Consider the following 15,560-nt stretch of genomic DNA (forward strand, 5'->3'; position numbering starts at 1 on the left):
TTCAAATTTTTCTGTTCTTATTTTACTCGTACCGGGATTTTGAGGAGATGTCCCATAAGTGCTGTACTTTGAGGTAGAAGTTCCCACCAAGGGAATGCCCAAATACCCTCCGGCTTCCAGGAAGAATTTGACACTTTTCCCCACATTCAAACGAAACATCAGTGGAATGGAAAGATTCCAGAATTTATAATGTACATTGCTAGAGCTTGCCATATGACCGACATATGCGCTTTTATTCCAGGTGTGAAAAAAATTGGTTTCAAAACCGGTTTTGAAACTCAGTTTCCGTTCATCCATAAAAACAAGATTGGCACCAAAACCACCACCATAAAACGTTCTGGTTCCTCCTAAAGGATGGTTTACAGAGCCGTGTAATTCAAAAACAGGGATTTTCTGTTGGGCACAACTTGTTGAATAGATCCAACTGAATACGAATAAAAAGAAGATTGCTATAGCTTTCATTGATCGATGGTTTTAGTAAGAGATGACGGAAAACAGAAAGGTTGGATTCGTCGTGGGTTTAATCTTTTACTTTAGATGGATTCCAACTTGAAGCTGTCCATATAACTTCACCATATCTACAGAATATCCATTTATCTGTATCGTAGGTCGAATGAGAAGATCCATTTTTTTATTCAGGGGGATTCTTGCTCCTATTCCTGAATTCAACCCAACAAATCCGGAACTCAAAACGTTGCTCGTTCTTTCATATTCAAACGTTCCATAAGGGTCATATGAGGGCCCTGTATGGAGCACATCTGCAGTATAGATCATATAAGCAACAATTCCAAGTCTCGCACCTAATTCAAATGAAAAACGGACATTTCTTCCAAAATTGAGTTGCAAATTGGCCGGAATACTGATTGTTGTAAAATAAAAATGCTGATTATTTTTAACCTGATCGCTTTCCGGAGGGCCCGCATCCTTTTCCCAAAAATGAAGAAAGTCCAACTCCAATCCCGTTCTCGCACCTACAATTTTCTCCTCCCGGAATACATGATTTGCTCCCATTCCTGCGCCGAAAAATGTTCGTATTCCGGGAGAAAACGGAATTCCGTGATTCACTGAAATGTGAAACTCATTGAAGACGTTTTTCAAAGACGGTTCTTTTTCAAGATCATCCTGAGCCCACAACAATAAACTAAAAAACAGTAAAAAGAGGGTTAAACAGATTTTCATGACAAAGGTGAATTACTAACTAAATGTATCAAAAAATCAATTAATTCTCACCCCTACACTGATCTTAAAGAACAAATATTTCAAATCATATGATTCCAACCCTTGATAAGGACCCAATCCGGAATACGGACCAAGTGCTTTGGCATGTTGATGACTAACACTCGCTTTCAGATACAACTTCATGTGTTCTGTAACTGAGAAATCATACCCCAAACCATAAGCAATGAAAAAGTTCCCGGTTTCTTTATCTCCGAAAAAATTGGGTTTCCGGTTTCCAAACTGATTCCCAACATCCAGGTGAAGAAACAAGGAGTTTTTCCCATTCCATAAATTCAGTGATGACGTAAAGAAGAGCGGAAGCAAATAATCATTCCCCCATTTTCTTACTCCGATTCCAGCACCAACAAACAACCGTCCATAACGGATTCCGTTGGAACTTGAGAGTTCTAAAACAGATTCCTTATTTCGGTAATCAAAATCATCCATGCCTTTGATCGTGCCCATTCCCATAGAAACACCGAATTCGTTCTTCGAACAAAACTGAATTCTTGGTTTTGGAGGGGAATCTCCGTTCTGAGCTGTTGCGTTAGCAATACAAAACAGAAAAAGCCAAAGACAAATTACTCGTTGAATCATTTTTATTTCATGTGGTTACTACTTTGCGCCCTTTGCTTCTTAGCGTTCATAAAAAACGCAAAGAAAAAGAGAGCGCAGAGGGAATTTACCTCCCCTTCGGAACTTGTTTGTAAAAGCGGAAATAATCAATTTCAAACGCCATCGGGAAGACCGAATCTTTATCCGGTTCGCCTCCGTTGTTGTACTGAACGCCTAAGTTGAAGCGCACATCCATGGTTTGTGTATCCGGCCAGAAATAAGCTTCGAGCATTTCCCGGGGATTCTTCACTTTGGATTTGCAGTCGACCGGTTCGCCCTTTTTAGTGATGAAATGATAGGTTGTGCGCACTTTTTCCCCGTCGATGTACCAAATCATTTTATAGAAATCCCATTCAAGGGCGTACACATGAAAACCTTCATCCAATCCTTCTTCGGGCCAGCTTTGACAGGGTTTATATAAATCATTCGGGCATGTAATATCGCGTGGCGTTTGTACTTTGTTCGAGTGAATATTCCAGTGCGGATTCTTCGACAATCTTTTGGGATCGTAAGCTCCCAGGCAATTGTTTTCATTCCAGAATTCAAAAATATCTATCTCCAAAGCATAACCGTCTTTACCTGAGAACAACCAGAAAGCCGGCCACATTCCTTTTCCTTTCGGCAATTTGCAACGGGCTTCGTAATAACCATATCCGAACTGTTTTTCCGATTCGATCCATCCGGAAGAGTAATCAAAGCTGGATGTATCGCGTTTCGGAGGATTTTTCGACCAATCGGTGACATAAGAACCCACAATCGGTTTCGGTTCTTTCACTGCAATCAGTTTCAGGGTTCCGTCTTCCAACCGGATATTCTTTGAAACGGGCAAAGCCGGCGTGCTTCCGCTGTTTGCATACCATTGTTTCGAACCGCCACTGGCGAAATCAAATCCTGCCAAAATTCCCTGGTACGGAATTTTCCAATTGGCCGTACTCAGTTCTTTCCCGTCAAAGGAATCTTCAAAATCGAGGAGCCAGGGAGCATAATCGCAATCGGGAAAATCTGTTTTATGGAGTAAAGGTCCGTAAATCCCGCCATCAACTTTTTTTGTTTTTACTTCCTTGTCCTTTTTCTGAGAAAATGAACTCGGTGCGAATGCTAAAATGGTTACAAAAAGAATTAAAACGGGTTTCATGAAGATCAATTTTGAAATATGCTTCGGTGAAAATACAAAAAAGGGAGTGACAAAAATCACTCCCTTTTTCAGTTTATCTTGAATATCTCTTAGCGAACAATTCCGATTTCCAACAATGCTCTGTTATCCATCACGTTCAATTTCTTTTGCAACGCTTGTCTTGCAGAGTTTGCCATAGATGATTTGATCTGGCTAAGCATTTGCATTTTCTCTGCATCGTAAGTGGTTGTAGCCGGTGCTTTCACTGTTTTGTTCAAACGAACCACATACACTCCGGATTGACCGATCATTGCTTTTGAAGAAGCTTTGTCTTTCAATTTTCCTGAGAACAATGCTCCTACTACTTCCGGCTCATATCCACCACCCTGAATACTTGGTGATGCAAATGTCAACTCAGCTTGTTTCACGTCTGTTTTCAGTTTCTTAGCCAATACTTCCAGGTTCGTTACAGATCCGATTTTCTTCACGATCGAATTTGCTTTCTTTTCGTTCAATGCATCTGTTCTCATTCTTTCGTAAACGTCTACCAATTCAGGAGCTCCTTTTTCGCGGATTGAAGATACGATTGCAATGATCAATCGGTTGTCATCCTGGATCGGTGAAGAACACAAGTCTCCAACTTTCGCTTCATCTTTGTAAGCCAATTCCAAAATGGATTGTGCTGCCATTTTCGTTGTGAATCCCTGAACTTTCGGAGACTCATCAAACATACGAACCGGTCTGGAGTAATATCCTTCTCTGCGCGCAATGGTGTCGAACAAGATGATTTTATCTGTAATATCTGATTTCTTGGAAAGCTCTCTGTCGATCTTAGTCAACAACACGTAAGCTTTATCTTTCAAAGACAATTTTGTATCCGGAGAAGCCAACAATGTTTTTTCAACTACTGCCAAAACAGGGAATTTCACATCGTTCTTTCTGTCCAATACTTCGATGATGTGGAATCCGAAATCTGTTTGAACCACTCCGATTGTTCCAACCGGCTTATCCGTAGCAAATTTTGAGAACGGAGTCACCATTTCGTAGTCCATGAAGTCTTCATATACTCCACCTTTATCTTTCGATCCCGGATCTTCTGAATATTTCTTTACGAACTCTTCGAAGTTTGTCTTATTCACGACTTTCACCAAACTGTCGGACAATTTCTTCGCAGATGCAATTTTCTTCGTATCTCCTTTTTGAGCAGCGATCAGGATGTGGCGTACTTTACAAACTGTTGTGTTGAAATCCAACACTTTTGCGATACGCGTTTTTCCTTTGTCATCGTATGGTCCTACCAACTGACCGATGGAAGCTGTTTTGAAAACAGTATCCATTCCTGCAGGGTAAGTCAATCCTTCACGTGCTTTTGCATCACCTTCCGGGCGGAAAGTCATCATGTGACCTGAAGCATACATTCTCGGCAATTCGGAATTTTGCAAAATGAAAATCGAATCGTTTGTTGAAGCAGCAAATCCTTTTTTGATATCCGCCAATTCTTTTCTGAATGCAGCTGAATCTGATTTGGAAGGCTGAATCGTTACATCGAAGTATTTCACATCGCGACCTGCCATTACCTGGTATTTCGCCTTGTCTTTGTTTTTATCGTAGAACGCACGAACTTCTTTATCGGAAACCTTCATCTGCTCATCTGTAATGTCGCGGTAAGCACCCATTACAAACGAAATTGATTTCGATTCGCTTTTCGCCAAATAGTCGTTTTTCGCTTCTAACTTGGTAACATAAGCTCCTTGTCCAAGGTATTGGAAATATTTTTCCTGCATACGCTGGCTGCGGATAATTTCTTTTGTTCGCTTCCACCCTTCGATTGCATTCGGATCTGTAGATTTTTCCTGGTCTTGAATATACTTATCCAATTGAGCAGCATTGAACTGTCCTGTATTCGGATCAGTAAATGCTTGTTGGATTTCAGGTAACAAGGAAAATCCTTCTTCTCCGTACAAGAAAGCTGTAAATTCTTTTTCAGAAACAGCCAATCCCAATGCATCGAACTCACGTTTCAAGACAATTTCATCCACTGCAGCAGACCAGGCTTTATCAGCTGATTGCTCCGCATCTTTGTCTGTATACTCACGTTGTTGTTGCTGAAACTGTTGTCTGTCCGACATTTCAAATTGTCGCAACTTGGAATTATAAACTGCCGTATCAACAGCTTCTCCGTCGATCGTACCTAAGGTTCCTCTGTCAGTAGACGTTCCCAGTTTGTCAAATAATCCAGTAAGAATAAAAACTAAAAGAGCCAAACCTGTGATCCCTACCAGGAGGTAGCGCTGGTCTCTGATTTTACCAATGATTGCCATTCTATAATTTCTTTTAAGGGTGCGAATATAATCAGTTGAGCCGACTTTTTAAACCTTTCAGCTTTTTTTTGTTGTTTAAGCATCAATTATTTGCCTGACTTGTCTTCAAAAAACAAGTAATCACCATTTCCAAACTCAATAAAAGTTTTTAGATTATTCAAAAAATGTAACGGGTCTAAACGTTCTGGGAGTTCAAAAGTTCAAGAATTGAATTATCTGTTTTTAAATCTTCTCTTCCTGAACACTTGAACCTTTTGATTCCGACAGCTATCGGATTTGAACATGTTGAACTTCCAGGTCAAAAAAAGTTAAAAATCAGGTAAACCGGAATCCGAAAGGGGTGTTTCTTCGTACCTTTTTAAAAATTTGTACTATGAAACAAATCACGTCTTTTTTAATGATTGCGCTGCTTTCTTTGAGTTCCTGCGCACAAAAAAATCAGGTTACGAAAAAGAAAAGCAAAAGTCCGGATGAACTAAGTAAGTACCAGGTTGCTTATTTCGGCAGCGGTTGTTTTTGGTGCGTTGAAGCCATTTACGAATCGGTGAAGGGGGTTGTGGAAGTGGAAAGCGGATATTCCGGCGGACATGTCGTAAATCCCAGTTATGAAGATGTGTGTACGGGAACAACCGGTCATGCGGAAACAGTGAAGATTTATTACGATTCCTCGATTGTTTCCTACGATGATTTGTTGAAAGTTTTCTATGAATCACACGATCCGACTACCTTGAATAAACAAGGGCCAGACATGGGAACGCAATACCGTTCTGCTATTTTCTACCAAAATGATTACGAGCGCGAGCATGCAAAAGCATATATCAAGCAATTACTTGATGAGAAAAAATTCCCTACGATCACCACGGAAGTTTCCCGGTTCACCGCATTTTACAAGGCAGAAGAATACCATCAGAATTTCGAATGCCGGAATCCGAATAACGGATATGTGAAGGCAGTTTCTCAACCAAGACTGGAGCAATTTAAGATCAAAGCCCCGGAGATGTTGAAGGAAAAGAAATAGTTTGAACCACATAGAAACATAGATCACATAGTTTTTAACTTGCCCTGCTTGTTGTAATTATTTTCAACTGGATGTATCGCTATGTGTTCTATTTACCTATGTGGTTTATTTTGAAGAATTCCTGAAATCAATCCAGGTTCTCCAAATAATCTTCCACTTCCCGTACATGCACCATCGGAATAGAACACAGGCCGGCAGCACAAACAGTTGCTTCCGTATCTTCCGTGTAATGAACCAACAGGAACGCCGAACTCTGTTTGCGGAACAGGTTCCATTCTTCTGATTTCGGAATGGTCAGCAAGCGAACTTCTTTCTGAAAACGCAGTAACAAAAGTGCCCAATTGGAATAACCGGAACCATATTGCTCCATTCCATCAATCACGTTCTGAAGCATTTGTTTTGCCTTTTCTTCGTAATCCAGCTTGTCGGCCAACAATGAAAGCGTCAACAGGTTATTTGCCATGATGCTGTTCGTAGAAGGAATCACATTGTCGTTGATTTCCATTTTACGCGCAATCAGATCGTGATTATCTGAAGTGAAATAGAACATTCCGGATTGCGGGTCAAAGAAGTGTTTTATGGTATAAGAACATAATTCTTCCGCAAAATTCAGATCTTCTTTATTTCCGGTTATCTGATACAGATTTAGAAAGGCCTGAATCGTTGTGGCATAATCATCCAAAAATCCTTCGATAAATGATTTTCCGTTCTGCCGGGTATGCCACAGTTGGAAATCACTACCGGTTTGATACGTTTTGAGCCAGCGCGCAATTTGGATCGCCAATTTCAAATAACTGTGATCTTCGGTTGCTTTGAATGCTTCCACCAAACCAGTGACCGTTAACGCATTCCAGGCTGTTAAACATTTGGTATCCGTAACCGGCGCGATTCGTTTTTTGCGGAGATGCAGCAACGTATCCAGTTGATCCTGGATTTTCGCATTGTTAATTGCTTGATTCTTCTCACAGAATTCTTCCCAGGTTTCATTTCTGAGCAACACCCACTGCTGATGTTCCCAATATCCTTTGTTTCCGGGATTGTATAAAGACCCGAACCAGGAAGCATTCTCGCCCAACGCGCTTTCAATTTCTTCGGGTGTCCAAACGTAATACTTCCCTTCTACTCCTTCCGAATCCGCATCCTGTGCTGCAAACAAACCTCCTTCTTCGCTGAGCATTTCCCGCTCAAGCCAACCCAAAGTCTGATCCAAAACGCGTTTGTACTCCGGTAATTTCGTCTTTTGATACGTCTGGGCGTAAACGGATAGTAATTGTCCGTTATCGTACAACATCTTTTCGAAATGCGGGATTTTCCACAATAAATCAACTGAATAACGCGAAAATCCACCGCCAAGCTGATCGTAAATTCCTCCCAATGCCATTTTACGAAGCGTCAGATTGACATATTCTAAAACAGAAGGATTTTTCTCAAACGTTCCGTAATGAAGCAGAAATTCCAGGTTGCTGGGAAGCGGGAATTTCGGTGCGGAAGTTGGTCCGCCTTCTACCATATCCATTCGTTGCTGCCATCTGCGAACCAATTCCCACAATTTTTCTTCGGGAAATGGCTTTACCGGTTCTGCCGCTGCAATTAAGTCCGATTGTTGAACGCCATCGCTCAACTCTTCGGCATATTCAAGCACTTTTTGAGGTTCCGTCCGATAGGTGTGTTCTAACGAACGAAGTATGTGCATCCATTGTTCTTTCGGAAAATAGGTTCCACCATAAATCGGTTTTCCATTCGGGATCGTGAAACAATTCAACGGCCATCCTCCACGCTGTGTCATGAGCTGAACCGCCGTCATATATACCTGATCCACATCCGGTCGTTCTTCCCTGTCAACTTTAATACAAACGAAATGCTTATTCATCAAGGCTGCCACTTCTTCATCTTCGAAACATTCGTGCTCCATGACGTGGCACCAATGACATGCCGAATAACCGACTGAAACCAAAACCAGTTTGTTTTCTTTCTCCGCACGTTCAAAAGCTTCTTTCGACCAGGAAACCCAGTTTACGGGATTATGTGCATGCTGCTGCAGGTAGAGACTACTTTCGTGAATGAGTTCGTTTGTGTATTGTTCCATGATCTAAAAGTACGAATAGTGGAAGAATAGTGTTTTGGGAAGATGTAAGACGGGGCTTATTCAAAGTATCACTTCTCCTTCTATCCCTCTAAAAATGGGGATTCCACATAATTTTATAAATTTATAAAATTGTTTTTTCAAAACCATCATCAGAAGAATTCAATCCCCTCCCAAACCTCATCAAATAATCCCCGAATAAGTGCGGATAATAAACAAACAATTGTCTATTTCTAATTTGGATTAATTTTGTAGCTCAATTTTAAGAAAGGTGAAACAGCTGCAACCATTTCATGTACTTATTTATCTTGCCGGAATCTTAGTTCTGTTGACCGGAATCAGCTTTTTAGTCAATGGAGACAAAATAGATCTGTTCGGAATGGATGTCCGGTTCCTCAGTTTTAACGATGCCTTTACTCCGCCAAAACCGGTAGAGAAAAAAGACATTACCAATATTGTTCAGGTCGACACCGTGAATATTGAAGGCATGTCTGCCGATACAACGATCAAAAACACGTTCGAATCGGATGGGAAAATGGGCGCGCCAGCCGGAGGAACGCTATCCGCTGAGGCTGCAACCAGCATTCAGTTCAACGACAATGGCCTTGCAGCGCTGCACGATTTCTTCGAAAAACTGGAAGGTGTTTCCAAAGGAAAAAAAGTACGTGTTCTTCATTACGGTGATTCGCAAATTGAGGGCGACCGTATGACATCCTACATCCGTCAGCGTTTGCAAACCCAGTTCGGTGGATTCGGACCGGGAACAATTCCTGCCAAAAACGAATACAACACCATTACTTTCAAGCAAACCTGTTCTCCCAATTTCACGCGATACACTGCTTTCGGTGGTGCCAGTCTGAAATCGCGTAAATACGGATCAATGAACACCGCAGCACGCTTTACTCCTGAAATGGACAGTGCTCAAATGGCTGTTTCAACCAGTATCAAAGAAGCTTATATCGAAATCGAACCTACAAAAACAGCTTATTCCCGTGCAAGAGAGTACAATCATGCAAAAATGTTCTACACCAGTTGTTTTAAACCATGTAAGATCAAGGTGTACAACGGAACCAGTCTGATTCATGAAGACAGCCTGGAAAACGACGGAAAATATCACATGCTTTCCCTCGAATTTCCTTCCACTCCAAGCAAATTGCGCTATGAATTTTCAGCATCTGTAAGCCCTACAATCATCGGGTTCTCTTTGGAAAGCGATTACGGAGTATTTGTTGACAATATCGGAATGCGCGGTTCCAGCGGAACGTTCTTCGGGAAAATCGACCAGCATATTGCATCCAAAATGTATGCAGATTTGAATGTGGAAATGGTGATCATGCAATTCGGAGGAAACAGCGTTCCATATATGAACGATTCTTCTTCCGTGAGACATTACGTCAAACAGTTCAAAGGCCAGTTGCACACCTTGAAGAAATTACGCCCTTCAGCATCCGTTATGGTCATCGGACCGAGTGATATGTCGATGCAAAGCGCCAGCGGACGTGTAACCTATAAAATGCTTCCGTTCTTAGTTCACGAAATGACGCGTGTTTCCAAAGAAGTAGGTGCTTGTTACTGGGATTTATTCAGTGCGATGGGCGGCGAAAATTCCATGCCGAGCTGGGTGGAGAAAGGATTGGCCGGAAACGATTACATCCACTTCACCAACCGGGGAGCCAGTATTGCCTCGCAACTCTTTTTCGATGCGCTTGCAGCCGAGTATGTCAAATGGAAACAGGGAGCTCAATAAAAAGCGGCATGCTCGTTGCTCAAATCAAATATTGGATGAAGTTTAGTGTTTATATCGTAGTATTAATTAGTTCCTTAATTGCCTGCAGCAGTCAGTCGCAAGTGGAAATCATACGCGATAAAACACCACTTGACACTTACGTTTATTCGGATTTTCATCATTTGGACACCAATCTGAAGCACCAGTATCCTTTTATCCGGTTTGACAACAACAATTTTCATTTTTACAGTGCTCAAAGCCCCAATTGGGAACATTTGTTCCAGGATTTCCGGAACATGGTATCGGAAAAAAATTGCAAGCTCAATTTCTACCACATCGGAGGTTCTCACTTGCAGGCAGATGTGTACACACACGATATCCGCTCTTACCTGCAAACACATTGGCTTGACGTTCCGGGTGAACGCGGATTGATTTTCCCTTTCGACCTGGCTCACACCAATAACCCCTGGAATTACGAATTTCATTCCAGGAATCACTGGACGGCCCACCGGAGTGTCAATTTTCACCGTCCGGAAGGAATTGATTTCGGGCTGATGGGAGCAATGGTGGAAACATCCGACTCCATCGTGGAGATTTCTTTCAATTACGACAAAACGGAAGTAAAACCCGGATTTACACGACTACGCGTTTATCACAACAAGGGTGTTTTTCCTTACGAATTGAACTTCGGACCGGATGAAATTCTGATCATCAATAAATTCAGAAACGAAACTTTGGGCTATACGGAAACCGTTTTCACAGATCCTGTCGACACGTTTAATCTTCAGTTCACCAAACTGATCGACAGCCCTTACAAATTGCAGATTCACGCCTTTCAGCTGAGCAATGCATTTCCCGGAATTTCATACACAGCTATCGGAATTAACGGAGCCGGTTTGTACACCTACCTTGCCAATAAAAACTTTGAAGAACAGCTAAAAGAATCACCACCGGATTTCTTTGCTTTTTCCGTCGGAACGAACGATGCCAATGTGCCTTACACTTCTTTTGATCCGGAAGTCTACAAACGGAACCTGGAAAACATGATGCTCAAAGTATTGTCTGCCAATCCGGATTGTGCCATTTTGCTGACTGTTCCGAACGATGCCGGTTACAAGAAAAAATACCTGAACAAAAACGTTGCCCGTCAACGCGAAGTGATCATTGAACTGGCGAAGAAATACCAGTGTCCGGTTTGGGATTTTTACGGAATCATGGGTGAACTTGGTTCATCGCGGATTTGGAAAGCTCACGGGCTGATGCGGGCCGATCTGGTTCACTTCACAGCTCCCGGATATCATTTGAAAGCGGATCTTTTTATAGATGCGTTTGAAAAATGGCTGGAACAAATGGAAAAAAGAAAATACATCAATTAAACTGTTTTAATCCCCTTTATGGAATCGTTGCATCGCATTTTTAGCTTTACACATATGTCAGCAGATGACCTGGCATTTAACCGCCTTGATTTCTGGATTTTCTTCCTGGTCTTCATGGTGCTGTTCAGCTTTTTGCATAAAAACCAATTGGTACGAAGCATGTTCATTACGGTAATGAGTTTGTTTCTGTACTTCAAAACTTCTGGTTTTTTCGTCACATTACTCGCACTTTCCGTAATAGTCAATTTCTTTCTCGGGAAATGGATTTTCAAAGTTGAAAAACCGCTTGGAAGAAAGTGGATCATTGCATTTTCCGCAGTTTTCAATCTGTTTTTCCTGGGATTCTTTAAATATGCCCACTTTTTCACCGAGTCGTTCAATAAAATGTTTCACACCGATTACGAGGTTTTCAACACCTTTGCTCAGTGGGGAAATGGATTTTTTGGCGACGGAACGTTCGAAACAACGATTCTTTTGCCGGCCGGTGTCAGCTTCTTTACCTTCCAATCCATCAGTTACGTCGTAGATATTTACCGGAAAGAAATTCAACCGGTTCGCAATTTTTGGGATTACTCGTTTTATGTCACTTACTTCCCGCACGTGTTGATGGGACCAATTGTCCGTGCACGCGATTTCATTCCACAGATTTACCAGAAATTCCACCTGACCAAAAAAGAATTCGGAGAATCCGTGTTCCTGATCATGAAAGGATTGTTTAAGAAAATTGTGCTGGCAGATTTCGTAGCAACCCATTTCATTAACATGGTGGTCGACAATCCGGGAGAATATCCGGGTTATTGGAGTGTTATTGCGATGTGGGGATATTCCTTGCAAATTTACGGTGATTTCTCCGGATATACCGATATTGCAATCGGGATTTCGAAACTGATGGGTTTTGAGTTGTTACCGAACTTCAACTCTCCCTACAAAGCAAACAGCGTAGCCGATTTCTGGAGAAGATGGCACAAATCCTTAGGTTCCTGGTTGAAAGATTACCTGTATATTCCGCTTGGAGGAAACAAAAAAGGAACCATTGGTACGTACATCGCCATTATTGTCATTTTCATCTTCCTGATCTTCATTACCGGCTGGTATGAATTGATTTTCGTATATATCGGTTTGATGAGTTTATACGGAATTGCGATTCTGATCAGCCCGAAAGTAAAAACATTCATGCACCGAGATCTGAACTTACTGATTACGATGATTCTGGGTGGATTGTGGCACGGTGCTTCAGAGAATTTCGTGATCTGGGGAGCGATGAACGGTTTGGCATTGGTGATCTACAATCACTGGAAAAAGGTTTCTCCGTATGAAAAAAGTTCCTGGTGGATTGTTCATTTCTGGAAGATCCTGATCACGTTTAATTTCATCACTTTTACCCGCATCTGGTTCCGGTTGAAAACAGAAGGCGCTCCGAACAATATGCTGGACCGGATTTTCAATCATTTCGACTTCGAATGGGAGACTTTCCAAACTTTGGCCAATACCTATTATCCGGCGCTTTTGATCATGCTTTTGGGCTTTTTTATTCACTGGATGCCACAAAAATGGAAAGATTTCATGGTTTTGAGCTTCGTGAAAACCCCAATGGTATTGCAAATGTTAATCATTGCTATATTCATCGTGATCCTGTATCAGGCCGCTTCCGATTCGTTTCAACCTTTCGTATATTTGGAGTTCTAAAACAGAGCAGTTAAAAGAGTTGAAAGAGTTCAATATGAACTGAGAATGTAAAAATTGAAAAAGTTCTTTAATGAATCAAAACATTTGAACATTTGAACATTTGAACATTTGAACATTTGAACATTTGAACTAAACATACTGAGCTTGTCGAAGGATGAACATTTGAATTATTTCATCTAAAAAAATAAGGGAGAAAAAATAAACTATGTCACCAGAAGTTCACTTTCAAGACCTGGGGCTGATTGATTATCAGGAAGCCTGGGATTACCAGGAAAAGCTATTTGCACAAAGCATTGCGTTGAAAATTGAGCGCCGGAACGGAACAACCGAAGAAGAAACCCAAAATCACCTCTTATTCTGCGAACATCCGCATGTTTATACGCTTGGAAAAAGCGGGACGGAAGATCATTTGCTCTTGAACCAGGACGGATTGGATGAACACGAAGCTAAATTCTACAAGATCAATCGCGGCGGAGATATTACCTATCACGGACCGGGACAGTTGGTTGCCTACCCGATTCTCGACCTGGATTATTTCTTTACGGACATTCACAAATACATGCGTTACCTGGAAGAAGCCGTGATTCAGGTTTTGGCTCATTACGGAGTCAAAGGAGAACGCTCGGCAGGATTCACCGGGGTTTGGATCGACACGGATAAACCCACTGCGCGAAAGATTTGTGCCATGGGAGTGAAATCTTCCCGCTGGGTAACCATGCACGGAATCGGTTTCAACATCAATTCCAATCTTTCTTATTTTTCTCACATTGTGCCTTGCGGAATTGAAGATAAATCTGTAACTTCCTTGCAACAGGAACTTGGAAGACCGGTTGATATGCAAGAGGTAAAAGACCTTTTAAAAGAAAAACTGGCTTCTCAATTCGGATTCACTTACGCACAATAGTCATGAAACGCTCCCTACTCAAATGGTTAAAACGAACCGGGTGGTTTGTCTTAATTCTCTTTTTATCGATCAACATTTTCATCGTTCTGAGCGGTCGTTTCTATCTCTACAAAGGAATCTATTTCACCTATCTGCAAGGTGAATCTTCCCCCACGATCTATGATCTGAACAAGTTCTACAACGCAACGGTCAAAGCACCTGCAAAAGGTGAGCCCTGGAGTTTCAAACTGGCGAAAGGTGAAACCCTCAGCAGCAGCGATCTGAAATACATGGATACCTGGCGCACTTCTTCCTTTCTGGTCGTAAAGAACAACGAGGTGATCTACGAACACTATTGGGACGAACATCATCCGGAAACGGTTTCCAATTCTTTTTCTGCCGCAAAAACGGTCGTGAGTATGCTGATCGGAATTGCACAGGAAGAAGGTTATATCAAAAGTCTCGATGAGCCGGTTCGCAAGTACATTCCTGAGTTTTCAGGGAAAGGCAAAGAAAAAATCACCATTCGTCATTTGCTGATGATGGCTTCGGGGTTGGATTGGACCGAAAGCGGAAAAAATCCGCTGTCTGAAAATGCAGAGTCCTATTACGGGTGGGATTTGAGAGGTTTGGTTACGCGCCAGCACGCCATCCGGGAGCCTGGAAAAGCATTCATCTATCAAAGCGGAAATTCGCAGCTTTTAGGCTTCATCATTGAAAAAGCAACCGGGAAAGATTTGGCGCAATACGCTTCTGAAAAATTGTGGAAACCGGTGGGCGCAGAATCAGATGCATTCTGGAGTCTCGACAAGAAAAACGGCGATGAAAAGGCGTTCTGTTGTTTGTACAGCACCACCAGGGATTTTGCACGTATCGGGAAAGTATTGGCAAATCATGGAAAATGGAATGAAAAACAAGTCATTCCTACCGCTTATTTCGATGAAATGGTTAAAAATCCGGAAATGTCGACCGAAGAAGGTGTTCCGAATACGCGTTACGGATTACATATCTGGACGTACGTCAGCAACGGACATCCGGTTTATTACTGCCGCGGAATCAAAGGTCAGTACATCATTTCTATTCCGGACGAACAACTCATCATTGTGAGAACCGGGCACAAAAGAGCTCCCGACATCGAAAAAGAAATTCTCCAAAAGGCAAATACGCAGGAGAATCGTGAAAAAATCGGGCATCCGTCTGATCTCTTTGAATATATCCGAATGGGAAGACAAATTACGGCTATTCATTGAACTTTCAGGTCCTGATAAACTACCTGGAAAACAGGCCATAAAAACCGGGAGAATACGAAGATTTAATGTGAGTTGTAAAAATGAATGCATGGAATATAAATCTGCGGCTCTGCGTTCTTTTACGGGAATAACAAACCACACGAGAACATAGAAACGCATCGTTCAATAGAACACCTATCTTTCATCTACGGGAAAATAAGTACAAATGCTTATCTTTGCAGTCCAAAATCGGATAAAACATGCGAGAAGAATTGAAAGGCCCGGTAGTTG

12 protein-coding genes are annotated in these 15,560 nt (G+C 41.8%); 6 read left to right on the plus strand and 6 right to left on the minus strand.

The genetic code is table 11. The features are described 5' to 3' along the window. The 5 genes from Q1V93_RS03305 to Q1V93_RS03325 all read right to left on the minus strand — a co-directional run. Window positions 1-462 (minus strand): outer membrane beta-barrel protein (locus tag Q1V93_RS03305; RefSeq protein ID WP_300661412.1); only part of this gene is annotated, 462 nt, incomplete at its 3' end. 66 nt (window positions 463-528) lie between these two features. Then, window positions 529-1,179 (minus strand): hypothetical protein, encoded by a 651-nt coding sequence (locus Q1V93_RS03310; RefSeq protein ID WP_300661415.1) that lies wholly within the window; start codon window positions 1,177-1,179, stop codon window positions 529-531. A 36-nt stretch (window positions 1,180-1,215) separates the two neighbouring features. Further along, window positions 1,216-1,815, minus strand: coding sequence for a hypothetical protein (locus Q1V93_RS03315; protein ID WP_300661417.1), 600 nt, complete (start codon window positions 1,813-1,815; stop codon window positions 1,216-1,218). Between the two features lie 85 nt (window positions 1,816-1,900). Then, window positions 1,901-2,968, minus strand: coding sequence for a glycoside hydrolase family 16 protein (locus Q1V93_RS03320; RefSeq protein WP_300661419.1), 1,068 nt, complete (start codon window positions 2,966-2,968; stop codon window positions 1,901-1,903). An 89-nt stretch (window positions 2,969-3,057) separates the two neighbouring features. Next, entirely contained in the window at window positions 3,058-5,268 is a 2,211-nt protein-coding gene (locus Q1V93_RS03325; RefSeq protein ID WP_300661422.1) for a peptidylprolyl isomerase, read from the minus strand. Window positions 5,269-5,641: 373 nt separating this feature from the next. Here Q1V93_RS03325 and msrA point away from each other — a divergent pair, with 373 nt between their 5' ends. Continuing rightward, complete coding sequence (gene msrA, locus Q1V93_RS03330) at window positions 5,642-6,286, plus strand: peptide-methionine (S)-S-oxide reductase MsrA (protein WP_300661425.1); 645 nt, start codon at window positions 5,642-5,644, stop codon at window positions 6,284-6,286. Window positions 6,287-6,413: 127 nt separating this feature from the next. On the opposite strand, the gene Q1V93_RS03335 is transcribed toward msrA, so the two are convergent. Next, window positions 6,414-8,372: a thioredoxin domain-containing protein gene (locus Q1V93_RS03335; RefSeq protein ID WP_300661428.1), complete on the minus strand. Its 1,959-nt coding sequence runs from the start codon at window positions 8,370-8,372 to the stop codon at window positions 6,414-6,416. A gap of 268 nt (window positions 8,373-8,640) precedes the next feature. Between Q1V93_RS03335 and Q1V93_RS03340 the strand changes: the two genes are divergently transcribed. From Q1V93_RS03340 to Q1V93_RS03360, 5 genes are all read left to right on the plus strand, one after another. Beyond that, complete coding sequence (locus Q1V93_RS03340; RefSeq protein WP_300661431.1) at window positions 8,641-10,116, plus strand: hypothetical protein; 1,476 nt, start codon at window positions 8,641-8,643, stop codon at window positions 10,114-10,116. Between the two features lie 35 nt (window positions 10,117-10,151). Further along, on the plus strand, window positions 10,152-11,471 hold the full coding sequence (locus Q1V93_RS03345) for a GDSL-type esterase/lipase family protein (RefSeq protein WP_300661434.1): 1,320 nt from the start codon (window positions 10,152-10,154) through the stop codon (window positions 11,469-11,471). A gap of 18 nt (window positions 11,472-11,489) precedes the next feature. Continuing rightward, on the plus strand, window positions 11,490-13,157 hold the full coding sequence (locus Q1V93_RS03350) for an MBOAT family O-acyltransferase (RefSeq protein ID WP_300661437.1): 1,668 nt from the start codon (window positions 11,490-11,492) through the stop codon (window positions 13,155-13,157). Between the two features lie 205 nt (window positions 13,158-13,362). Next, window positions 13,363-14,061 (plus strand): lipoyl(octanoyl) transferase LipB, encoded by a 699-nt coding sequence (lipB, locus tag Q1V93_RS03355; RefSeq protein WP_300661440.1) that lies wholly within the window; start codon window positions 13,363-13,365, stop codon window positions 14,059-14,061. Window positions 14,062-14,063: 2 nt separating this feature from the next. Further along, window positions 14,064-15,290, plus strand: coding sequence for a serine hydrolase (locus Q1V93_RS03360; protein ID WP_300661443.1), 1,227 nt, complete (start codon window positions 14,064-14,066; stop codon window positions 15,288-15,290). The last annotated feature ends 270 nt before the right edge of the window (window positions 15,291-15,560 follow it).

This window comes from Fluviicola sp., from assembly GCF_030151805.1.
GTDB lineage: Bacteria > Bacteroidota > Bacteroidia > Flavobacteriales_D > Crocinitomicaceae > Fluviicola.